Below are 20416 nucleotides of genomic sequence, written 5' to 3'. Positions count from 1 at the left end.
CCGACCCGAAGGCGTCGGAGCAGGCCCAAGCTACTTCGGCGGCGGCGACCCGGGCGCGGCGCCGGCGGGCGGGGCGGCGGGCGGGGCCGTGGGCGCGAAGTCCACGGTGGGCGCCGACTGGGCCGTAGCGGTGGCCTGGAACAGCTGCATCGGCTGCGTGGACGAATACATGGTCTTGGCCCAGATGATTTGCGGGAACGTGCGCAGGGTGGTGTTGAAGTCGCGGACAGCCTCGTTGTAGTCGCGCCGCGAGATGGCGATCCGGTTCTCGGTGCCCTCGAGCTGGCTCTGCAGCGCCATGAAGTTCTCGTTCGACTTCAGGTCCGGGTACTGCTCCTGGAGAACGCGCATGGGGGCCAGCGCCAGGGACAGGTTGTTCTGGGCGGCCGCATAGCGCTGGAAGGCGGCGGGGTCGGTGGTGATGCCGGCGTCCGAGCGGACCTGGGTGGCGCTGGCGCGCGCCTGGGTCACGGCGACCAGCACGTTGCTTTCCTGGGCGGCGTAGCCCTTCACGGTGGCCACCAGGTTGGGGATCAGGTCGGCGCGGCGCTGGTACTGGTTCTGCACCTCGGCCCACTGGGCTTTCGCCTTCTCCTCCTTGGTGGGGATCGCATTGACCCCGCAGGCGGCCAGCGCCAGGGGCGCGATCAGCACGAGCGCAAGGCTCCGGAAACGGCGGATCAGGCTGTTCATCGAGGTTCCCTTCGAAGCCCGCAGAAGGCTGAAGTTATGTGGCCTGGACATTGATCCTGCGCAACGCCGACGGCACAAGGGCCCATGGCCAAGGCCAAGCCCTATTACGCGCCCGGCAGCCTCAGCGCCGTGTTCTACGACCGGATCACCGGTGCGGACGCGAAGCTGTTGGGCGACGAGGACATCTATGCCGATCTGCCCTCGGCGGGCGCGTCGATCCTGGAGCTGGGCGCCGGGACGGGCCGGCTGACCACGGGTCTGGCCAAGCGCGGTTTCCAGGTCTGCGGCGTGGACATCTCGCCCGTGATGCTGTCCCAGGCCGAGGCCGCCGTCGCGCGCCTGGAGCCAGAGGTTCGGCAGCGGATCGAGCTGCGCCGAGGCGACATGACCTCCCTGGACTTGAAGCGCACCTTCGACCTGGTCATCTGCCCTTTCTTCACCCTGGCCCACGTGCCGACCGGCGCGGCCTGGCGCAACACCTTCGCCGTGGCCGCCCGCCATCTGGCGCCCGGCGGCCTGGCCGCCTTCCATCTGCCGAAACTCGAACTCATGCAGGGCCTGGACGCGCCCGACCCGCGCCGCCCGGTCCTGGACCAGCACCTGGGCGACGGCCGCGCCCTGCTGCTGTTCGTGCTGGAGCGCAGTTTCAAGCCGGGCGTGAACCGGCTTGAGCAGGTTCTGGAGTACGTCCTCGCCGACGAGACCGGCCGCATCGCGCACCGCAGCGCCGAGCGGCTGACCTACTACATGACCGACCCTGTTCCGCCGGCCGCCACCGCGGGCCTCGTCCCGGATCGGCCGCCCATCGACCTGGGCGGGGTCGGCGACATCTATGTGTTCCGGAAGGGCTAGGCGGCGATCTTTGCGGGCGTCACCACGGTGACCGGCCATGCCGGCTTGGCCGGGCGTTGGCGGATCTTCTCGCCCTTGAGCCAGATGAAGAGCGCCTCCCAGTGGATGGCGGCGACCACGCCCACGGTCATCCAGGGATGGGCGAGCCAGGCCCGCGCCAGATTGCGGTCGGTGAGCGCCTGGCGTTCGGCCACGAAGCCGGTGGACAACACCCGGCCCTCGGCGTCGTCCACATCGACCAGCACCTGGACCTTGTCGCCCGGCGGCCGGACCCGGAAGGCGTAGCTCAGGTCCATGTCCATGAAAGGCGAGACGTAGAAGCCCTTCTCGCAGGACTGTTTCACGACCGGCGCATCGTCGGCGGGGATCAGGTAGCTGTGCCGCTCGCCGAAGGTGTTGTTGACCTCGTACAGCACGGCGCTCAGCGCTCCGTCCGGCCGGTGGCAGAAATAGACGCTCAGCGGATTGAACGCCAGGCCCAGGATCCGCGGCATGGCCAGGAGGCGGATCGGCCCGCCGTGGGCGATCCCGGCCGCCGCGAGCTGCGCCTCCACCTGCTGCTTCAGCGGCGTGGCCGAGCCGTCGCCGTGGCGCCGCGGATCGAAGCCGACCAGGTTGAACCGGCGTAGCGAGAACAGCTTCAGGCTCCGGTCCAGCTCGGCCAGCTCGTCCAGGTCCAGCAGCAGCATGAAGATGCGGTAGCGCAGCGAATGGCGCCGGGGCTTCAGCCGGGTGTGCGAGACGATCCCGGGAAAGAGCCCGGAGACCGACATCAGGCGGCCTCTTCCGCCAGGGCCGGCGGGCGCACGTGGATGCGGCCGTTCTCGTCCGCCACGGTCCAGGGGCGCCGGACGCCCCCCAATTGCTCCGCCACCGCCAGGCCCGATTGCAGCGCGTCCTCGTGGAACCCGTGGCCCAGGTAGGAGCCGCAGAACCAGGTCCGCCGGACCCCCTGGATATCCCAGAACTCGGCCTGCGCGGTGATGGCGGCCGCGTCGAACAGCGGGTGGTCGTAGATTTCGGTGCGGATCAGCTTGGCCGCGTCGATCTCCTTGTTGGGATTGAGCGTCACGAACAGGTGCGGCGCGTTCTTCAGGCTCTGCAGCCGGTTCATCCAGTAGCTGACCGCGCCTTCGCCGGGCGCGTCGCGCCGGCCGATATGGTTCCAGCTGGACCAGGCCCGGCGCCGCTTGGGCATCAGGACGTCGTCGGTGTGCAGCGCCACCAGGTTGCGGCTGTAACGGAAACAGCCCAGCAGGCGCTTTTCCTCGGGCGTCGGATCGTCCAGCAGGGACAGCGCCGTGTCCCCGTGCGTGGCGATCACCACCTGGTCGAAGCGCTCGCGGCCGCCGCCGGCCAGCCGCAGCTCCGCGCCGTTGGGGTCGCGACGGACGCCCACGACCCGCACGCCCTTGCGCGCCTCGCCCCGGAACGCCGCCGTCAGCTTCTCGACATAGGCGCGGGAGCCGCCCTGCACCGTACGCCACAGGCCGCGGCCGACGATGCTCATCATGCCGTGGTTGAGGAAGAAGCGGATCAGGGAGGCGGCGGGATACTGGCCGATCTCCTTCAGCGGCGTCGACCAGATGGCGGCCGCCTGCGGCAGGAGATGATCGTCGCGGAACGCCTGGCAGTAGCCCTTCTCTTCCAGATAGGCCTCCAGCGAGGTGAGCGGCGTCTCCAGCCGGGCAAGGTCCCTGGGGGCGTGCCGATAGAAGCGGGTGATGTCGCGCAGCATGCCCCAGAAGCGGGCGGAGAAGAGGTTGCGCTTCTGAGCGAAGACCCCCAGCGCGCCATAGCTGGAATACTCGAACGCACCGTCGTCCAGGCTGACCGACAGGCTCATGTCGGCGTTGACGCTGGGCACGCCCAGGTGCGCCAGGAGCGCCGTGAAGTTGGGATAGTTGCTCTCGTTGTAGACGATGAAGCCCGTATCGACCGGCACGAGCCCGTGATGGCCCGGCGCGTCGGCGGTATTGGCATGCCCCCCCAGCCGCGGGTCGGCCTCGAACAGGGTGACGTCGTGCTTCTCCGACAACAGCCAGGCGGCGGACAGCCCGGCCACCCCACCACCAACCACGGCTACGCTCAGCCGCTCCCCGCCGCTCATCTGGACTCCAAACCTTGTCTGCGCGCGACGCCCCCCGGCGTCCGACGCGCGCCCGAGTGCTTAGCAAATGCTACGGCCGCCTCACAGCGCCGGATGCGTCTGGTCGCGGAACATGGTCGTATCGCTGGATGATGCTGTTGCAGATCGTAGTGGGCGTGCTTCTCGCCATGACCGTGGTGATGGTCGCGGCGTGGGCCTTTGGCCTGGCCGTGAAGAACGGCGGCTGGACGGACGTGTTCTGGAGTTTCGGGACCGGGCTGCTGCTGGCGGGCGCGGCCGTCGTCGCCAGCGGCAGCGACACCAGCCAGGCCCGCCGCCTGCTGATCGCCGGCTTCATGCTGCTCTGGGGCCTGCGCCTCGGCCTTTACCTCGCGCCCCGCGTCGCCGGCCACCCGGAGGACGCGCGCTATGCGGCGTTCCGCAAGTCCGCGAAGAACTACCCCCTCACAATGCTGTGGGTCAGCCTGCCCCAGGCGCCGGCCACCGCGCTCCTGGCGCTGAGCGTCGTGGCCGCCGCGCAGCGGCCCGAGCCCTCCCTAGACCTGCGCGACACCCTGGCTGTGCTCATCTATCTCGTGGCCATCGTGGGCGAGACGGTGTCGGACGCCCAGATGAAGCGCTTCCGCGGCGATCCGGCCAACAAGGGCAAGGTCATCGACACCGGCCTCTGGGCCTGGTCGCGGCACCCGAACTACTTCTTCCAGTGGCTGGGATGGATGGCCTATCCCGTCATGGCCCTGGATCCGTCGCGCCCCGTCAGCGTCCTGACCCTCGCGGCGCCGGCTGTCATGTACGGCCTGCTCCGCTATGTCTCCGGCGTCCCGCCGCTGGAGGAGGCGATGCTGAAGTCGCGCGGCGACGCCTTCCGCGACTATCAAAAGCGGGTCAGCGTCTTCTTCCCCCTGCCACCCAAACAGCCCTGAGTCCGCATGAGCCTGATCTCCGCCACCATCGACACGTTCGAGGGCGCGCCCCTGCCCGACATCGTCCGCAAGACCGCCATCCACCTGCTGGTGGCGAACGCGCGGCGCGAGCATTCGAAGGCCGGCGCGGGGACCGAGGCGGCGTTCGCGCGCGATATGGCCGAGCATCCCATTGCCGAACACACCGATGCGGCCAACGCCCAGCACTACGAGGTGCCCGCAGAGTTCTTCCTGAACTGCCTGGGCCCGCAGCTGAAGTACTCGTCCTGCTTCTACAAGAACGCCGGCGACACGATCGCCGAGGCCGAGGAGCATGCGCTGAAGGAGACCGCTGAGCACGCCGACCTCCAGGACGGCCAGCGGATCCTGGAGCTGGGCTGCGGCTGGGGCTCGCTGTCGCTCTGGATGGCGAAAGCCTACCCCAAGGCGAGGATCACATCCGTTTCAAACTCGGCGAGCCAGAAGGCCTTCATCCTGGCCCGCGCCCAGGAACGCGGCCTGTCGAACCTGGAGGTGATCACTTGCGACATGAACGACTTCGAGGCGCCCGGCGCGTTCGACCGCGTGGTGTCCGTCGAGATGTTCGAGCACATGTCGAACTGGCGCGCCCTGCTCGGGCGGGTGAAGACCTGGCTGAAGCCCGACGGCCGGCTGTTCATCCACGTCTTCACGCACAGGACGACGCCGTATCGCTTCGACCTCAACGATGAGGCCGACTGGATCGGCAAGTACTTCTTCTCGGGCGGCGTGATGCCCAGCCACGGGCTGATGGCCCAGTTCCCCGACCTGTTCCTGGTCGAGCAGGACTGGCGCTGGAGCGGCAAGCACTACGAGAGGACCGCGCTCGACTGGCTGGGCCTGTACGACCGGAACATCGCCAACATCCGGCCGGTGCTCGAGGCCACCTACGGCAAGGACGCGACGCTCTGGCATCGGCGCTGGCGGCTGTTCTTCCTCGCCACCGCCGGCCTCTTCGGCCACCGTGGCGGGACCGAGTGGGGCGTGAGCCACTATCGGCTGCGGCCGGCCTAGGGCCCGGGGGGACACCGAATGATCCGATTGATCGCGACCTATTTCGCCACGGCCCTCGTGGTCCTGGCGCTGGACATCGTCTGGCTGACCCAGTTCGGGCCGAAGGTGTATTTCCCGACGCTTGAGCCGGTGGCCCTGCCCTCGGCGAGGCTCCCGCCCGCGGTGGTGTTCTACTTCGCCTACATCCTCGGCATCCTGGCCCTGGCGATCTGGCCGACCCGCGACAAGCCCCTGCTGAAGACCACCGTCACGGGCGGGATGCTGGGGGCCCTCTGCTACGCCACCTACGACCTGACCAACCAGGCGACGCTCAAGGTTTGGTCCACGCACATCACCCTGATCGACATCACCTGGGGCACGTTCCTGACCGCCGTGGGCGCGACGGTCGGCGGCTGGGTGTTCCGTCGCATGAAGGCCTAGGCGTCACCGCCCTCCGCGTGCCATTCTCTTTCGAAGATAGATCACGATACAGTGTAAATCTGTACGCGGAGGAGATGCCATGGACGCGGTGCTCGAACGGCAGGACCTGAACCAGCGGCTCGAGGCGGCCGCCCTCAACGGCATGACCATGGCGGTCTGGGCCGATGTGCAGCCCAACAAGGCGGCCGTGGTCGATCCGGACGGAACCCGTCGCTCCTTCGCCGAGGTGAACGCCAACGCGAACCGGATCGTCCGCCTGCTGCGCAAGGCCGGCCTGAAGGCGGGCGACGCGGTGGCGCTGGCCATGTCCAACCGCCACGAGTTCCTGGAGGTCCAGTCGGCCACCCTGCGCGCCGGGTTCCGGATCACCCCGATCAACTGGCACCTCACGGCCGACGAGATCGCCTACATCCTCAACGACTGCGAGGCCCAGGCGGTGTTCGTGGAGACCCGCATCTCGGCCGCCGTCGCCGCCACGGCGCAGGCGCCCGACCTGAAGATCAAGATCGCCGTCGGCGGCGATCTGGACGGGTTCGTCAACTACGACGCGGCGCTGGCGGGGCTCGACGGCTCGGACATCGACGATCCGGTCCTGGGCAACCAGATGCTCTACACCTCCGGCACCACGGGCCGGCCCAAGGGTGTCTTCCGCCCAACGCCGGTGATCACGCCCCAGGCGATGTACGCCCTGCGCGGCTACGACAAGGACTCGGTCCAGCTCTGCGCCGGCCCGGCCTATCACGCCGCCCCGCTCGCCTTCGACGTTCGCGCCGCCATGGGCGCCGGCGCGACCCTGGTCTTCCTCGACAAATGGGACAGCGAACACACGCTGCGGACCATCGCCGCCCAGCGCGTGACGCACATGCACCTGGTCCCGATCATGTTCCAGCGCCTGCTGGCCCTGTCCGACGAGGTGAAGGCCCGCCACGACATCTCCTCGGTGAAGTACATCGTCCACGGCGCGGCGCCCTGCCCGCCCGAGGTGAAGCACGCCATGATCGCCTGGTTCGGCCCGGTGCTGAGCGAGTACTACGCCGGATCGGAAGGCGGCGCGGGCTTCATGATCAATTCGGAAGAGTGGCTGCGGAAGCCCGGCTCGGTGGGCAAGCGCCCCGAGCTCCTGGGCTCCAAGATCCTGGACGAGCAGGGGAACGAGTGCCCGCCGAACGTCTCGGGGACGATCTATCACCAGCTGCCGCCCGGCGGCGGCTTCACCTACTACAAGGACGAGAAGAAGACCCAGGCCAGCCGCGTCGGCGACTATTTCACCATGGGTGACATGGGCTATTTCGACGAGGATGGGTACCTGTTCCTCACCGGGCGCAGCGCGGAGACGATCATCTCGGGCGGAGTGAACATCTACCCGCAGGAGATCGACAACGAGCTGATCAAGCACGAGGCGGTGGCCGACAGCGCGACGGTGGGCGTGCCGCACGACGAGTGGGGCGAGCAGGTCAAGGCGGTCATCCTGCTGAAGCCGGGCTACGAGCCCTCCGACCTGCTCGAGCAGGAGATCCTGGCCTTCGCCCGCGACAGCCTGCCCAGCTTCAAGGTCCCGCGCAGTCTCGACTTCGTGACCAGCCTGCCCCGGTCCGAGGCCGGCAAGATCCAGCGCGGCAAGGTGCGCGCACCCTACTGGGAAGGCCGTGCGCGACAGATCTGAGGCATGGCGCAGGCGCGGCATCCGACCGCGAAGACGCCAAGAACGCCAAGAGGTCGGAGGGGCCTGCATCGCCTTGGCGCGCTTGGCGCCTTGGCGGTGATCTTTCGGCGCTGACGCGCCCCCAGTCTTCTGGCTGGCGCTTTTCGGGCTTCGAACCTACGGTCCCGTCAGTTTTGCTTCTGGGGGACCATTCCGTGAAGGCCTTCATCCTCGGCGCCGCGCTCGCCGCCATCGTCGCCACGCCGGGCTTGGCGCAGGCCCAGGCCACCACTTTCGTCCAGGCCGGACGCGTCCTGCTCGACCCGGCCACCGGCAAGGTCGAGACGCAGAAGACCCTGGTGATCCAGGGCGGCAAGGTTGTGCGTGTCGCCGACGGCTACATCTCCGAGCCCGGCGGCAAGGTCGTGGACCTGAAGGACGGCTTCGTACTGCCCGGCCTGATCGACAGTCACGTCCACATCACCGGCCAGCAGAACCCGAACGCCCGCCTGGAGGAGGTGACCCAGTCTTCGGCCGAGCAGGCCATGGTCGGCGCGCGCTACGCGAAGAAGACCCTGATGGCCGGATTCACCACGGTGGCCGACCTGGGCGGCGACAACGAGGCGGTCTTCGCCCTGCGCAAGGCGACCGCCCTGGGCGACGTGCCCGGCCCGCGGATCCTGGCGGCCGGCTCGGCCATATCGGTCCACGGCGGCCACGGCGACGTGAACGGCTATCGCGAGGACGTGATGCACGTGCTGCGGCCCGGGTCGGTCTGCTCCGGCGCGGCCGACTGCGCGCGGGCCGTGCGCGAGCAGGTCTGGAAGGGCGCGGACGTGATCAAGATCACCGCCACCGGCGGTGTGCTCTCCAACACCGCCGCGGGCCTGGCCCAGCAGTTCGCCGAAGAGGAACTGGAGGCGATCGTGGAGTCCGCCCACCGGATGGGCCGGCGAGTGACCGCCCACGCCCACGGCGGGGACGGCATCGTCAGCTTCATGAAGGCCGGCGGCGATTCCATCGAGCACGGCACCTATCTGGATGCCGAGGGCATCGCCCTGATGAAGAAGAACGGCGCCTATCTGGTGCCGACGCTGATGGCCGGAGACTTCGTCTATCGGGTGGCCAGCGGCCCCAACAACTTCCTGACGCCGGCGCAGTCGGCGAAGGCGCTGGAGGCTGGCCCCAAGATGCTGGACATGGCCCGCCGCGCCCACGCCGCCGGCGTGAAGATCGCCTTTGGCACCGACACCGGGGTCTCGGCCCACGGCGACAACGCCGGGGAGTTCGGCCTGCTGGTCAAGGCGGGCCTGACCCCGCTGGAGGCGATCCAGTCAGCAACCGTGCACGCCGCCGACCATCTGCAGATCTCGTCCGTCGCCGGCCGGCTGACCCCGGGCCACGCCGCCGACCTCATCGCCGTCGCGGGCGATCCCCTGAAGGACGTCGAGGTGCTCAAGCAGGTCGGGTTCGTGATGAAGGACGGGACGATCTACAAGGAGTGAGGCGCTTCATCCCTCCCTTAATGGGGAGGGGGGATGGAGCGAAGCGACAGACGGGTGGGGCCGTGGCGACCGGGCGCTGAACGTAGCCCTTCATCCCCCACCCGGGCTGCTGCGCAGCCTGTCCCTCCCCTTAAGGAAGGGACGAGAGGCCGCGGGAAAAGAAGGGAAACCAAGCGTGTTTGGCCCGGTGCGCCGACGCAGGGCATAAGCCGCGGCCATGATCCCCTTCATCGACCTGCAGTCCCAGCGCCAGCGGCTGGGCCAGCCCCTCGAGGATGCCATCCTCAAGGTCGTGCGCTCGGGCGCCTACATCATGGGCCCCGAGATCGCCCAGTTCGAAGCCGAGCTCGCCGCCTTCGGCCAGGCGCCGCACGCGCTGTCCTGCGGTTCGGGCACCGAGGCCCTGGTCCTGCCCCTGATGGCCTGGGAGATCGGGGCCGACGACGCCGTCTTCTGTCCGTCTTTCACCTTCGCGGCCACCGCCGAGGCCATGCCGCTGGTGGGCGCCTCGCCGGTTTTCGTGGACGTCCTGCCCGACACCTACAACCTCGACCCGGCGAAGCTGGACGCCGCCATCGCGGCGGTGAAGGCGGACGGCAAGCTGACCCCCCGCGCCGTGATCGCCGTCGACCTGTTCGGCCAGCCGGCGGACTATCCCGCGATCGCCGCGGTCTGCGACAAGCATGGGCTTAAGCTGATCTCGGATTCGGCGCAGGGCTTCGGCTGCACCCTGGGCGGCCAGCACCCGATCCATTGGGCGGACGTCACCACCACCTCGTTCTTCCCCGCCAAGCCTCTGGGCTGCTACGGCGACGGCGGCGCGGTGCTGAGCAAGGACGCCCGGTTCCACGACCTGCTGGTGTCGCTCCGCGTCCATGGCCAGGCGGCGAAGTCCGACCTCGAGGGGCGCACCTTCGACCACGACCCCAAGTACCTGAACATGCGGGTCGGGATGAACAGCCGGATGGACACGATCCAGGCCGCGGTCCTGCTCCAAAAGCTGACCATCTTCGCCGACGAGATCGCCGCGCGAAACAAGGTGGCCGCCCGCTACGCCGAGGGTCTCGGCGATGTGGTCCGCGCCCCGCCGGTGATCGAGGGCGGCGTCTCGGTCTGGGCCCAGTACGTCATCGAGACCGACGACCGCGACGGATTGGCGGCCCACCTGAAGGCCGAGGGCGTGCCGACCGCCGTCTACTATCCCGTGCCCCTGCACCAGCAGGCGCCCTACGCCGGCTATCCTCAGCCCGGCGGCCTGCCGGTGACGGAAGCCGCCGCGGGGAAAGTGCTGGCCCTGCCCATGCACGCCTACCTGACCGACGCCGATCAGGACCACATCATCTCTTCGATCCGCAACTACGTGAAACGGAACGGCTAGACGGGCCTGCCGGTGCGTGAGAGGAGTTCACTCAAACAAGCGTTTGAGGGAGCGTCCGATGAAAGCCGCAGTCTATTACGAGAACGGTGGGCCCGACGTCCTGAAGTACGAGGACGTTCCCGATCCCCAATGCCACCCCAAGGGCATCGTCATCCGCGTCGAGGCGGTGTCCATCGAAGGGGGCGACACCCTGAACCGGTGGCGCGGGCCGCTGATGACGAACCCGCACGTGGTCGGCTACCAGGCGGCCGGCGAAGTGGTCGAGGTCGGCGCCGAGGTCAGCAAGTTCAAGGTCGGCGACAAGGTCTGCACGACCGGCGCGTTCGGCAGCCATGCCGAGCTGCGCGCCGTTCCGGCCATAACCGCCTGGAAGGTTCCTGACGGGCTCAGCACGCGCGAGGCCGCCGTGATCCCGGTGACCTTCGGCACGGCCGACGACTGCCTGTTCGAGTTCGGCCGGATGAAGAAGGGCGAGGTCGTGCTGGTCCAGGCCGGCGCCTCCGGCGTGGGCGTGGCGGCGATCCAGCTTGCGGCCCGCGCCGGCGCCTCGATGGTGCTGGCCACGGCCTCGTCGGACGAGAGGCTGGAACGGCTCAAGGCCTACGGCCTGACCCACGGCATCAACTACAAAACCCACGACGTCGTGCAGGAGGTCATGCGCCTCACCGACAAGAAGGGCTGCGACGTGATCGTCGATTCGGTGGGCGGCCCCACGCTGCAGTCGTCGATTCTGAGCCTTGCCTATCGGGGCCGCGTCTCGATGGTGGGCCAGGCGGGGCGCGAGCCGATGACGGTGGACGTCGGCTCGATGATGGGCGGCAATCGGAGCCTGTCGGGCGTCTTCCTGGGCGCCGAGATCGCCACCGACCGGGTGCAGAAGAATATCCAGCGCCTGATCGAAGACGTCGCCCGCGGAGAGCTCAAGGTGCTGATCGACAAGGAATTTCCGCTGTCGGACGCGGCGGCGGCGCACCGTTACATCGAGAGCCGCCAGGCCGTGGGCCGGGTGCTGCTGATACCCTAGCGCCCGAAGATCTTCAGCCACAGGCCCGCAAGGCCGAGCAGGATGAACGCCCACATCGCCAGGGACAGCAATAGGGGAACGATCACACGCATGCCTTCGCTCAGCCCTCCCCCCAGGCGTTTCTTACGACCATGATTGGCGCACAAGCCCGGCGAAGACCAGTCGATTCACGCGCCAGGATCGCCGCAGGCGTTGGCGTGCAACCAACAGGGTATGTGCAAGGAGGGACACGCGATGCCGAAAGCCCGTAACGGCGACGTCGAGCTGGAGTACCAGACCTTCGGCGACGATCGGCCGGAAGCCGTCCTGCTGGTCAATGGCCTGGGCTCCCAGATGACCCGCTGGCCGGAGGCGTTCTGCGAGATCCTGGTCGGCCGCGGCTATCGTACCATCCGCTTCGACAACCGCGACACCGGCCTCTCCACCTGGCCCACCGAGCGCTACACCCTGAAGGACATGGCGGCTGATGGCGTGGCCGTGCTGGACGCGGCCGGCGTCGCCCGCGCGCACATCGCGGGCGTGTCGATGGGCGGGATGATCGTGCAGCGGATGGCCATCGACCATCCGGACCGCGTGCTCTCCATGACGTCGATCATGTCCGCCCCGTCGGGGAACGTGGTCGCCACCCCGGAGGCCATGGCGGTGATCAGCAATCCGCCGCCCAGCCCCGAGGCGGACTACGAGGCCTTTGTCGCGCACGGGATGAAGAACGCCCGCACCATCGGCAGCCCTGGCTACCCCTGGAGCGACGCCCAGCTGCGCGAGCGGGTGATCGCCGAGCATCGGCGCGCCTTCAACCCCGCCGGGGTGGGCCGCCAGCGCGCCGCCATCGGCGCGGACGGCGACCGGACCGAAGAGCTGCGCCGCATCGGGGTCCCCACCGTCGTCTTGCACGGCGCGGACGATCCCCTGGTGCAGCCAGTGGGGGGCGAGGCCACGGCCGCCGCCATCCCGGGGGCCGAGCTGCGGATGATCCCGGGGATGGGCCACGACCTGCCGCCCGGCCTGTACGACGTGTTCGCCGACGCGATCTGCGCCGCGGCGACCCGAGCCAAGACTAACGCCTGAGAGAACGAGGAAATCCATGGGACGACTTTCCGGCCGCACGGCCGTCATCACCGGCGCGGCCAGCGGCATCGGCCGGGCCTCGGCGAAGCTCTTCGCGGCCGAGGGCGCGAACATGGTCATCGCCGATCGCGCCGATGGCGTCGACGAGACGGCCGAGGCCATCAAGGCGGCGGGCGGCAAGGCCGTGGCCCTGAAGGGCGACGCCGGCGACGACGCCTTCGTGCAGTCGCTGGTCGCCCGGGCGCAGTCGGAGTTCGGAAGCCTGGACGTGTTCTGGGCCAACGCCGGCATCTCAGGCGGTTTCGCCCCGCTCCACGAGCAGACCGCGGACTATTGGGCCGAGATCCTGCGGGTGAACCTGATCGGGGCGTTCCTGGGGGTGAAGTACGCGTCAGAGGCCATGATCCCCAACGGCAAGGGCTCGATCATCTGCACCGCCTCGGTGGCAGGCATCCGCTCCGGCGCGGGCGGACCGGCCTATTCGGCGTCGAAGGCGGGCGTGATCAGCCTCGTCCAGACCGCCTGCAACGAGCTCTACGGCACGGGCATCCGGGTCAACGCCGTCGCCCCGGGCCTGATCGAGACCGGCATGACCAAACCGATCTTCGACGGCGCGCGGGCGCGCGGCAACGAAGACAAGATCGGCCAGCTCAATCCGACCACGCGGTACGGCGAGCCCGAGGAGATCGCGGCGGCCGCCCTCTTCCTCGCCTCGGACGAGGCGTCGTACGTCAACGGCCAAACCCTGGCGGTGGACGGCGGCCTCTCCACATCGCATCCGGTGGTGCGCCGCAAGCGATGATCCTGCTGATGCGTCATGGCGAAACCTTCTGGAATCGCGAAGGCCGCATCCAAGGCCACACAGAAAGCGACCTGACGCCGCTCGGCGAGCGTCAGGCTCGCGCCATGGCGGGCCTGGTCGCCGACCTGGTCCGCCACGACGGCGGCCGCTTCCGGCTGGTCTCCAGCCCCATCGGCCGCGCGCGCAGGACGGCCGCCATGGTGGCGGAGGCGACGGGCCTCCCGATCGAGATCGACGCGCGCCTCGCCGAGATCTGCTGCGGCGAGTGGGAGGGCCGGCTGCGCTCGGAGATCGCCCACATCCACCCCGAGGTCTTCAAGACCCGGGAGTGGTTCTTTGGCGCGCCCGGCGGCGAGACCTTCGAGGAGGTCGCCGCCAGGGCCTCGGACTGGCTGGGCTCCCTGCCGCCGGAGGGCGAGCGCCGGGTCATCGCGGTCAGCCACGGCGTGTGGGGGCGCCTGGCGCGGGGCGTCTATGCCGATCTCGATCGCCAGGCGACGCTGGACCAGGACGTCCCCCAGGACGCGGTCTACCGGCTCCGGGGCGGCCTCATCGACCGGTTCGACTGCGAGCCCGTCACGCCCTGACGCCCCAATTTGAGTAGCAGCGCCTGTGACTGCGACATCTCGCAGTCTGCGTCGCCAAGGCGGGCCCGGGCATAGGGCACGGCCGCTGGGGTCCGAAAGCGCCGGACGCCCAAGCGTCTTTTAACCTTTGCCGTTCGTAAGGTCGTCGATGCGTCTCTGCAGCCCCCTCTTCGCCATCGCCGGCGGCCTCGCCCTGGCCACCGCGTCCGCCGCCTCGGCCGCGCCGCTGCCGGCCACGGCGAACGCCGAGTCCGTCAACGCGGGCCTGCAAGCCATGCGGGACTACAACCTGATCGTCCTGAAGGACCTGCAGTCCAGCTCGCAGGTGCAGGGCCGGACCTTCGTCGGCGGCAATCTTTCCGGCGGCTCGTCCAACTACATGACCAGCCCCGGCAGCCAGGCGGGGGGCGTGGCCCTGACCGTGGGCGGCAACGTCACCGGCGGCGCCAAGAACATCAACAACGGCGGTTCGGTGAAGGTCGGCGGGAACCTGGACTCCGGCGCCAACATGAACGGCGGCGGCAGCGTCTACGCCGAGGGCAACGTCAAGAAGGTCAACGCCAACGGCGCGTCGGTCTATTCCGACGGCAACGTGTCGAACACCAACGCCAAGGACATCTACTACGGCGGCGCGGTCAGCAGTTCGAACGGGACCAAGCACGGCGGGGACCACAGCGCCGACGGCATCCAGGCGGCGATCGCCGAGACGACCGCGAGCCTCGCCACCGATCTCGTGGCGACGTCCGACTTCTTCGCCGGGCTCGACCCGACCCACTCTCTTACCTACTCCGCAGGCGGCCAGCAGGCGATTTTCGACGCTGGATCCGGCACGGGCGTGGCGGTGTTCGCCATCTCGGACCTCAACGCGGCCCTGAAGAACCGCAGCCAGCTGATCTTCAACGCCCCGACGGGCTACGACGCGGTGATCATCAATGTCGGCGGCCTGAAGGTCAGCCTGCCCAGCAGCATCAACTTCAATGGCCCGGCCGGCCTCGGCTCCAACGTGATCTGGAACTTCTACGAGGCCACCAGCGTCGATCTGGGCTCCAAGTCCTGGTACGGCTCGATCCTGGCGCCCGAGGCGCAGATCAAGAACAACAACTTCGTTTCGGGTTCGGTCGTCGCGGCCAGCATGATCCAGAACGGCGAGATCCGGATGAACGGCCTCGCGGCCCCTGGCCTCACGGCGCTGTCCGGCACGGCCGTGCCGGAGCCGGCGACCTGGGCGATGATGATCCTGGGCTTCGGCGTGATCGGCGGGGCGCTCCGCCGCCGGCGCGCGGCGTTCGCGTTGACGCGGGAGCCGGTCGGGAATTGACCGGCTTTTGAGCGCCAGACGGCGCCATTATCCCCTCTGCGGCGAGTCGCGTTGCGCGAAAGCTCTGCCTTGGCTAACGGCAAGGGCAGTTTCGCGGCCCGAGGTCGCGAAGGTCGGGGAAATTCACATGCGTATTCGCCTTCTGGCGGCGTCCACCGCCGCCATCGTCCTGGGCGCCACGGCCGCGCAGGCCGGCGTCACCGAGCTGAACGCCGCTCTGGACTCGATGAGCTACTACAACCTCATCGTGAAGGGGGACGTCACGACCACCAGCGAGGTCGAGGGCCGCGGCTTCGTCGGCGGCGCCCTGAAGGGCCAAGCCACGCAGTTCAACATGGACAATCTGTCGGGCACGGGCCTGACGGTGGTCGGCAATGTCGAAGGCGGCAAGAAGAACACCTGGGGCGACATCAAGGTCGGCGGCAACGTCGCCAGCGGCGTGGAATTCCAGAGCGCGGGGGCCCAGGTGCTGAGCTATGGCGGCACGCTCTCGAACACCAACGTGAACTCCCCCGACACCGCCGTGCAGGTCGCCGGGCTGGGCGCGACCCTTGCGGCCGAGCGTGACACCATGTTCGCGAACCTGGACGAGCTCTCGCTCTACCTGAAGAACCTCGACTCCACCGACACGACCACGCTGGACGGCTCGAACCTGAAGTTCGACGCGGGCGCCGGCTCGGGCGTCGCCGTGTTCAGCATCGACAATCTGAGCGCCGCGCTCGCGACCACCAGCGACCTGAAGTTCGTTTTCCCCACCGACTACGACATGGTGGTGATCAACGTCGCGGGCGCGAACATCAGTCTGCCGGGCGGGTTCAACTTCAACGGCCCGGCCAACCTGGGCACCAAGGTCATCTGGAACTTCTACGAAGCCACGACCTTGGATTTCGGCTCCAAGGCCTGGTACGGCTCGGTCCTGGCGACCCATGCGCAAGCCACCATCGGCAACTTCATCGAGGGCACCGCGGTGTTCGCGGGCCTGACGGCCAATGGCGAGATCCATACGCCAGGCTTCACCAACTACGACATCCCGCCGCCTTCCACGGTGGTGCCGGAGCCGGCGACCTGGGCGATGATGATCCTGGGCTTCGGCGCGATCGGCTCTGCGATCCGCCGGCGGCGCACGGCGATCGCCGCCTGACCTAGTGCAAGGGTCCGCGACGCCAGCGCCAGGGGGGCAATCCCTCGCGGCGCGGCGCCAGGTAGCGGAACGCCGCCAGGGCGCCGAACGCCGTGGCCACTCCCAGGGCGAAGGCGGTCACGGCGGCGGCCGACACACCCGCGGTCCCGAACCGAAGGCGGCCGGGCTCCATCCAATGGACGAGGTCTCCGCTCGGCTGTTCCGGGGTGAACTCCTCGGTGGGCAGGGTCATGGCGATGCTCCAGCTGACGCCACGGCCTAACCCGCGGCTTCGGCGGGGGTTCCTTGTCCGGCCCCGCCTGAGGTAGAAGGCCCGACCTCGCACTCACGACTTCCGCTCGGGACCATGGCCGGACACTCAAAGTTCAAGAACATCATGCACCGCAAGGGCCGCGCCGACAGCGCCCGGTCCAAGCTGTTCTCCAAGCTCTCGCGCGAGATCACGGTGGCGGCCAAGATGGGCCTGCCCGATCCCGCCATGAACGCCCGCCTGCGCCTGGCGGTGAACAACGCCAAGGCCGAGTCACTGCCCAAGGACGTGATCGACCGGGCGATCAAGAAGGCCTCCGGCGGCGACGCGGAGTCCTATGACGAAATCCGGTACGAGGGCTTCGGCCCCGGCGGCGTTGGCGTCATCGTCGAGGTGCTGACCGACAACCGCAACCGTTCGGCCTCGACGGTGCGCTCCACCTTCACCAAGTGCGGCGGTAACCTGGGCGAAACCGGCTCGGTCTCGTTCATGTGGGATCGCGTGGGCCAGATCACCTACGACGCCAAGGCCGGGTCCGAAGACAAGGTCATGGAAGCCGCCATCGAGGCCGGCGCCGACGACGTGGAGTCCGACGAGGACGGCCACACGATCTACACCGCCTTCGAGCAACTCTCCGATGTGTCGACGGCGCTCGAGGCCGCCCTGGGCCCGGCCCAGTCGACCAAGCTGGCGTGGAAGCCGAAGGCCCTCACCCCGCTCTCAGGCGATGCGGTCGGCACGCTGATGAAGCTGATCGAGACCCTGGAAGACGACGACGACGTGCAGAACGTCTATTCCAACGCCGACATCTCGGCCGAGGACCTGGAGAAGCTCACAGGCTGATGGCCAAGCCGCCTCCCAAGGGCCCCGAACGCGAGGACCCGCGCGTCACCGACCTGCGCCGCTACAGGCAGGAGCGCGAGAAGGCGGCGCGGAAACCCGCGCCCAAACCCAAGCGTCCGCGCGAGTCCTTTCTCGGATCCAATCCCAGGGCGGGCCTGATCCTGGTGATCGCGATCGTGGTCCTGGCCGCCCTCTACCTGGTCCCCACCTTCCTCTAGCGGGAACCTGCGGCGACGCTCGAGCCTTGGCGTCGCATGGAAGCGATCTTCACCGCCTATGCGCTCCCGATCCTCGCCGCGCTGTCGGCGGGCGCGGCGATCGGCTTCGAGCGCGAGTCCGGCGGACATGCCGCAGGTCTTCGCACCCATGCGCTGGTTGCGCTGGCCTCGGCGCTACTGATGCTGCTGGCCGTGCACCAGCTCTCCTGGCTGACGGACGACACCCCCTATGACGTCGTCCGCATAGATCCGGTGCGGATGGCGCACGGCATCCTGACGGGGATCGGCTTCCTGTGCGGCGGCGTCATCTTCCGGTCGGGGCTGTCGGTGCACGGGCTCACGACCGCCGCCTCGCTCTGGGTGACGTCGGCCCTCGGCACCTTGTACGGCGTCGGAGCCTATGGCCTGGCCATCGGCGGCACGGTGGCCACCGTGGCGGTCCTGACCCTGTTCCGCCGCATCGAGGGCCGCCTGCCCAGCGGCGACGTCATCGACGTCTGTGTTCGCTACCGCCGCGAAGGCCCGTTCCCCGAGGACGCTTTCCTCGACCTGCTGACCGAGTTGAAGCTCCAGCCGCGCTCGGTCAGGCACAGGCTGCTCGACGGCGGAGGCGCCATCGAGCTCGGCGCGTCCCTGCGCGGGCCTAGCGGCAGCCAAACCCGCCAGCTCGCCGAGCGGCTTTGCGGCGACCCGCGCATCCTCGGCTTCGAGATCGACCCCCGCAATCCTTGACCCAGCACGCTCCGCGCTTGCGAAAACCGGTATGGCCCGTCCACAGTGCCGGCGACCAGATGGGGGAGAGAAACATGACATTCCGACCGTTCGCCGGCCTCGCGGCCGGGGCTGCCGCGCTGAGTCTGGCCGGGGCCGCCCAGGCCGCCGGCGACTACGTCTCCATTGTCCAGGAGACGACGCTCAACGTCCCCGCGGAGACGGCTTGGGCCAAGGTGAAAGGCTATTGCGACATCGGCGCGTGGCTGAAGACCACCTGCGAGATCACCCAGGGCAAGGACGGCGAGCTGGGCGCCCTGCGCAAGATCGCCGGCCGTATCGAGGAGGTGATCGTGGCGGTCACCCCGATGTCCTACACCTACGCCGATATCGATCCGAAGATCCTGTACCATGGCACGGTCGAGATCCGCCCCGTCAGCAAGACCAGCTCCAAGCTCGTCTACAGCCTGTTCTTCGACCAGACGACGGTGCCCGCCGACCAGCGGGAAGCCAACAAGATGCGCCGCCAGCAGATGTTCGCCGGTGTCATGGCGACCATGAAGGGGATGGCCGAGGCAAAGTAGCCACGTCGCGGTTCGATGGCGCATGGTCAGGAAAGTGACACTTGCGTCACTTTCCTTGACTGATCACCGTTCAGATCGCATGCTGCCGCCAACAACAGGCGAGGAGCAACCGAATGGCCGCCGACGGCAACATCACCAAGGACATCATCTACGACGCCGTCGCACCCGACGACTTCGAGTCCATGCTGGAGCTTGACCGGTACGGCAATCGCTCGACCGCCTTCGACAAGATCATCAGCGCCACCCACGACCACTTCTGGGATCCGCTTGATCCCAAGTACATCGACTTCTCCGAGCCCTTCGACATGGAGAACGAGATGATCCTGCCGGAGGACATGGTCGTCTCCCTGCAGACCAAGTACGTCTCGGACCGCCTGTCCAACCCCAAGGACCGCATCCGCTTCGTCAACCAGTTCGCCCTGCGCAGCTTCTCCTCCATCCTGCACGGCGAGCAGGGCGCGCTGAACCTGTCGGCCAGCCTCTGCCATGTGCTGAAGGACCAGGGCGCGCAGGAGTACGCCGCCAACCAGACCCGCGAAGAGGCCCGCCACGTCACGGCCTTCGCCAAGTACATCAAGGCCCGCTGGGGCCGGCCGGTGGAATGCGGCCCGACCCTGAAGGCGCTGCTGGTCGACATCATCGGCAGCCCCGAGGTCTACAAGAAGATCATCGGCATGCAGATGCTGGTGGAAGGCCTGGCGATGGGCGCCTTCGCCACCTTCTTCAAGGTGAGCAACGACCCGCTCTGCAAGAAGCTGATGCAGCTCGTCATGACCGACGAGGCCTTCCACCACAAGTTCGGGAAGATCTGGGCCGACCGCACCATCCCGCACCTGTCGGAGAAGGAGCACGAGATCATCGAGCTCTGGGCGGCGCAGTGCTTCCAGACCCTGCTGTTCAACCTGGTGGGCCCGACCCAGCAGCGCAGCCTCTATGAAGAGTTCGGCCTCGACCCGGACGTGGTCATCGCCGAACTGGCCGAGATCATCACCGACGAGACGCGCCGCGAGGGGATGAAGGAGCAGACCAACATCTTCCGCGTGCTGGTGAAGACCCTGCTGAACGCCGGCATCATCACCGAGCGCACGCGCGCCTTCTACGCCATGTACGTCGACATCGACGAGCTGAAGGCCGAGGGTGACGTCATGGTGGGCGACGCCATCGCCGAGGAGGGGATCCGCTACCTCCAGGAGATCAACTTCGCCGACAAGGCCAAGCAGGTCCTGATCGCGGCCGAGTAGGCCTCCGCGCTCAACGACCGAACGCCCGCCCGGGATCTCGGGCGGGCGTTCTGCTGTCGGCCGGTAAGACTCCT

The 20416-nt window shown here is 68.3% G+C and carries 22 protein-coding genes; 18 read left to right on the top strand and 4 right to left on the bottom strand.

Annotated elements, in window-relative coordinates; translation table 11 throughout:
- Nucleotides 1-30: 30 nt before the first annotated feature.
- Entirely contained in the window at nucleotides 31-693 is a 663-nt protein-coding gene (locus AX721_RS11950) for a LemA family protein (RefSeq protein ID WP_068876231.1), read from the bottom strand.
- Between the two features lie 84 nt (nucleotides 694-777).
- On the opposite strand from AX721_RS11950, the gene AX721_RS11945 reads away from it, so the two are divergent.
- Nucleotides 778-1545, top strand: coding sequence for a bifunctional 2-polyprenyl-6-hydroxyphenol methylase/3-demethylubiquinol 3-O-methyltransferase UbiG (locus AX721_RS11945; RefSeq protein ID WP_068876230.1), 768 nt, complete (start codon nucleotides 778-780; stop codon nucleotides 1543-1545).
- On the opposite strand, the gene AX721_RS11940 is transcribed toward AX721_RS11945, so the two are convergent.
- Entirely contained in the window at nucleotides 1542-2318 is a 777-nt protein-coding gene (locus tag AX721_RS11940) for a DUF1365 domain-containing protein (RefSeq protein WP_068876229.1), read from the bottom strand. The genes AX721_RS11945 and AX721_RS11940 overlap by 4 nt on opposite strands.
- Entirely contained in the window at nucleotides 2318-3655 is a 1338-nt protein-coding gene (locus AX721_RS11935) for an NAD(P)/FAD-dependent oxidoreductase (RefSeq protein ID WP_068876228.1), read from the bottom strand. The genes AX721_RS11940 and AX721_RS11935 overlap by 1 nt, the downstream gene beginning before the upstream one ends.
- A gap of 131 nt (nucleotides 3656-3786) precedes the next feature.
- Here AX721_RS11935 and AX721_RS11930 point away from each other — a divergent pair, with 131 nt between their 5' ends.
- From AX721_RS11930 to AX721_RS11875, 12 genes are all read left to right on the top strand, one after another.
- A complete protein-coding gene (locus AX721_RS11930; RefSeq protein WP_231733129.1) occupies nucleotides 3787-4578 on the top strand; it encodes a DUF1295 domain-containing protein in 792 nt (263 codons plus the stop codon).
- A 6-nt stretch (nucleotides 4579-4584) separates the two neighbouring features.
- Nucleotides 4585-5610, top strand: coding sequence for a cyclopropane-fatty-acyl-phospholipid synthase family protein (locus AX721_RS11925; RefSeq protein ID WP_068876226.1), 1026 nt, complete (start codon nucleotides 4585-4587; stop codon nucleotides 5608-5610).
- Nucleotides 5611-5628: 18 nt separating this feature from the next.
- Nucleotides 5629-6030: a DUF2177 family protein gene (locus AX721_RS11920; protein WP_068876225.1), complete on the top strand. Its 402-nt coding sequence runs from the start codon at nucleotides 5629-5631 to the stop codon at nucleotides 6028-6030.
- 79 nt (nucleotides 6031-6109) lie between these two features.
- Nucleotides 6110-7693, top strand: coding sequence for an AMP-binding protein (locus tag AX721_RS11915; protein ID WP_156467140.1), 1584 nt, complete (start codon nucleotides 6110-6112; stop codon nucleotides 7691-7693).
- Between the two features lie 179 nt (nucleotides 7694-7872).
- Nucleotides 7873-9177 carry an amidohydrolase family protein gene (locus AX721_RS11910; RefSeq protein ID WP_369796593.1) on the top strand — a complete coding sequence of 435 codons (1305 nt, stop codon included), beginning with the start codon at nucleotides 7873-7875 and terminating at the stop codon, nucleotides 9175-9177.
- A 217-nt stretch (nucleotides 9178-9394) separates the two neighbouring features.
- Nucleotides 9395-10555 (top strand): DegT/DnrJ/EryC1/StrS aminotransferase family protein, encoded by a 1161-nt coding sequence (locus AX721_RS11905; RefSeq protein WP_068876224.1) that lies wholly within the window; start codon nucleotides 9395-9397, stop codon nucleotides 10553-10555.
- A gap of 58 nt (nucleotides 10556-10613) precedes the next feature.
- A complete protein-coding gene (locus AX721_RS11900; protein ID WP_068876223.1) occupies nucleotides 10614-11579 on the top strand; it encodes a zinc-binding alcohol dehydrogenase family protein in 966 nt (321 codons plus the stop codon).
- A gap of 234 nt (nucleotides 11580-11813) precedes the next feature.
- Nucleotides 11814-12647 carry an alpha/beta fold hydrolase gene (locus AX721_RS11895; protein ID WP_068876222.1) on the top strand — a complete coding sequence of 278 codons (834 nt, stop codon included), beginning with the start codon at nucleotides 11814-11816 and terminating at the stop codon, nucleotides 12645-12647.
- A 16-nt stretch (nucleotides 12648-12663) separates the two neighbouring features.
- Nucleotides 12664-13449: an SDR family NAD(P)-dependent oxidoreductase gene (locus AX721_RS11890; protein ID WP_068876221.1), complete on the top strand. Its 786-nt coding sequence runs from the start codon at nucleotides 12664-12666 to the stop codon at nucleotides 13447-13449.
- 8 nt (nucleotides 13450-13457) lie between these two features.
- The gene (locus AX721_RS11885; RefSeq protein WP_369796592.1) at nucleotides 13458-14036 is read left to right on the top strand and encodes a histidine phosphatase family protein; all 579 of its coding nucleotides are present in this window, start codon (nucleotides 13458-13460) and stop codon (nucleotides 14034-14036) included.
- Between the two features lie 148 nt (nucleotides 14037-14184).
- A complete protein-coding gene (locus AX721_RS11880; protein WP_068876219.1) occupies nucleotides 14185-15354 on the top strand; it encodes a collagen-binding domain-containing protein in 1170 nt (389 codons plus the stop codon).
- A gap of 127 nt (nucleotides 15355-15481) precedes the next feature.
- On the top strand, nucleotides 15482-16495 hold the full coding sequence (locus AX721_RS11875) for a choice-of-anchor A family protein (protein WP_068876218.1): 1014 nt from the start codon (nucleotides 15482-15484) through the stop codon (nucleotides 16493-16495).
- A 1-nt stretch (nucleotide 16496) separates the two neighbouring features.
- Here the strand turns inward: AX721_RS11875 and AX721_RS11870 are convergent, their stop codons facing one another.
- Nucleotides 16497-16727: a hypothetical protein gene (locus AX721_RS11870; RefSeq protein WP_068876217.1), complete on the bottom strand. Its 231-nt coding sequence runs from the start codon at nucleotides 16725-16727 to the stop codon at nucleotides 16497-16499.
- A 114-nt stretch (nucleotides 16728-16841) separates the two neighbouring features.
- Here AX721_RS11870 and AX721_RS11865 point away from each other — a divergent pair, with 114 nt between their 5' ends.
- From AX721_RS11865 to AX721_RS11845, 5 genes are all read left to right on the top strand, one after another.
- Complete coding sequence (locus AX721_RS11865) at nucleotides 16842-17588, top strand: YebC/PmpR family DNA-binding transcriptional regulator (RefSeq protein WP_068876216.1); 747 nt, start codon at nucleotides 16842-16844, stop codon at nucleotides 17586-17588.
- Nucleotides 17588-17806, top strand: a complete 219-nt coding sequence (locus AX721_RS11860; protein WP_068876215.1) for a hypothetical protein — start codon at nucleotides 17588-17590, stop codon at nucleotides 17804-17806. The genes AX721_RS11865 and AX721_RS11860 overlap by 1 nt, the downstream gene beginning before the upstream one ends.
- 36 nt (nucleotides 17807-17842) lie before the next feature.
- On the top strand, nucleotides 17843-18538 hold the full coding sequence (locus tag AX721_RS11855; RefSeq protein ID WP_068876214.1) for an MgtC/SapB family protein: 696 nt from the start codon (nucleotides 17843-17845) through the stop codon (nucleotides 18536-18538).
- Between the two features lie 74 nt (nucleotides 18539-18612).
- Nucleotides 18613-19101, top strand: coding sequence for an SRPBCC family protein (locus AX721_RS11850; RefSeq protein ID WP_068876213.1), 489 nt, complete (start codon nucleotides 18613-18615; stop codon nucleotides 19099-19101).
- A gap of 113 nt (nucleotides 19102-19214) precedes the next feature.
- Complete coding sequence (locus tag AX721_RS11845) at nucleotides 19215-20342, top strand: ferritin-like domain-containing protein (protein WP_068876212.1); 1128 nt, start codon at nucleotides 19215-19217, stop codon at nucleotides 20340-20342.
- The last annotated feature ends 74 nt before the right edge of the window (nucleotides 20343-20416 follow it).

It is taken from the genome of Phenylobacterium sp. CCH9-H3 (assembly GCF_001557235.1).
Taxonomy (GTDB): Bacteria; Pseudomonadota; Alphaproteobacteria; order Caulobacterales; family Caulobacteraceae; genus Phenylobacterium.
This window is presented reverse-complemented; position numbering and strand designations above follow the sequence as displayed.

Excerpts from the sequence above, each read along its gene's own strand:
- AX721_RS11950 (WP_068876231.1), bottom strand. The coding sequence starts at position 693 with ATGAACAGCCTGATCCGCCGTTTCCGGAGCCTTGCGCTCGTGCTGATC.
- AX721_RS11945 (WP_068876230.1), top strand. The coding sequence starts at position 778 with ATGGCCAAGGCCAAGCCCTATTACGCGCCCGGCAGCCTCAGCGCCGTG.
- AX721_RS11940 (WP_068876229.1), bottom strand. The coding sequence starts at position 2,318 with ATGTCGGTCTCCGGGCTCTTTCCCGGGATCGTCTCGCACACCCGGCTG.
- AX721_RS11935 (WP_068876228.1), bottom strand. The coding sequence starts at position 3,655 with ATGAGCGGCGGGGAGCGGCTGAGCGTAGCCGTGGTTGGTGGTGGGGTG.
- AX721_RS11930 (WP_231733129.1), top strand. The coding sequence starts at position 3,787 with ATGCTGTTGCAGATCGTAGTGGGCGTGCTTCTCGCCATGACCGTGGTG.
- AX721_RS11925 (WP_068876226.1), top strand. The coding sequence starts at position 4,585 with ATGAGCCTGATCTCCGCCACCATCGACACGTTCGAGGGCGCGCCCCTG.
- AX721_RS11920 (WP_068876225.1), top strand. The coding sequence starts at position 5,629 with ATGATCCGATTGATCGCGACCTATTTCGCCACGGCCCTCGTGGTCCTG.
- AX721_RS11915 (WP_156467140.1), top strand. The coding sequence starts at position 6,110 with ATGGACGCGGTGCTCGAACGGCAGGACCTGAACCAGCGGCTCGAGGCG.
- AX721_RS11905 (WP_068876224.1), top strand. The coding sequence starts at position 9,395 with ATGATCCCCTTCATCGACCTGCAGTCCCAGCGCCAGCGGCTGGGCCAG.
- AX721_RS11900 (WP_068876223.1), top strand. The coding sequence starts at position 10,614 with ATGAAAGCCGCAGTCTATTACGAGAACGGTGGGCCCGACGTCCTGAAG.
- AX721_RS11895 (WP_068876222.1), top strand. The coding sequence starts at position 11,814 with ATGCCGAAAGCCCGTAACGGCGACGTCGAGCTGGAGTACCAGACCTTC.
- AX721_RS11890 (WP_068876221.1), top strand. The coding sequence starts at position 12,664 with ATGGGACGACTTTCCGGCCGCACGGCCGTCATCACCGGCGCGGCCAGC.
- AX721_RS11885 (WP_369796592.1), top strand. The coding sequence starts at position 13,458 with ATGCGTCATGGCGAAACCTTCTGGAATCGCGAAGGCCGCATCCAAGGC.
- AX721_RS11880 (WP_068876219.1), top strand. The coding sequence starts at position 14,185 with ATGCGTCTCTGCAGCCCCCTCTTCGCCATCGCCGGCGGCCTCGCCCTG.
- AX721_RS11875 (WP_068876218.1), top strand. The coding sequence starts at position 15,482 with ATGCGTATTCGCCTTCTGGCGGCGTCCACCGCCGCCATCGTCCTGGGC.
- AX721_RS11870 (WP_068876217.1), bottom strand. The coding sequence starts at position 16,727 with ATGACCCTGCCCACCGAGGAGTTCACCCCGGAACAGCCGAGCGGAGAC.
- AX721_RS11865 (WP_068876216.1), top strand. The coding sequence starts at position 16,842 with ATGGCCGGACACTCAAAGTTCAAGAACATCATGCACCGCAAGGGCCGC.
- AX721_RS11860 (WP_068876215.1), top strand. The coding sequence starts at position 17,588 with ATGGCCAAGCCGCCTCCCAAGGGCCCCGAACGCGAGGACCCGCGCGTC.
- AX721_RS11855 (WP_068876214.1), top strand. The coding sequence starts at position 17,843 with ATGGAAGCGATCTTCACCGCCTATGCGCTCCCGATCCTCGCCGCGCTG.
- AX721_RS11850 (WP_068876213.1), top strand. The coding sequence starts at position 18,613 with ATGACATTCCGACCGTTCGCCGGCCTCGCGGCCGGGGCTGCCGCGCTG.
- AX721_RS11845 (WP_068876212.1), top strand. The coding sequence starts at position 19,215 with ATGGCCGCCGACGGCAACATCACCAAGGACATCATCTACGACGCCGTC.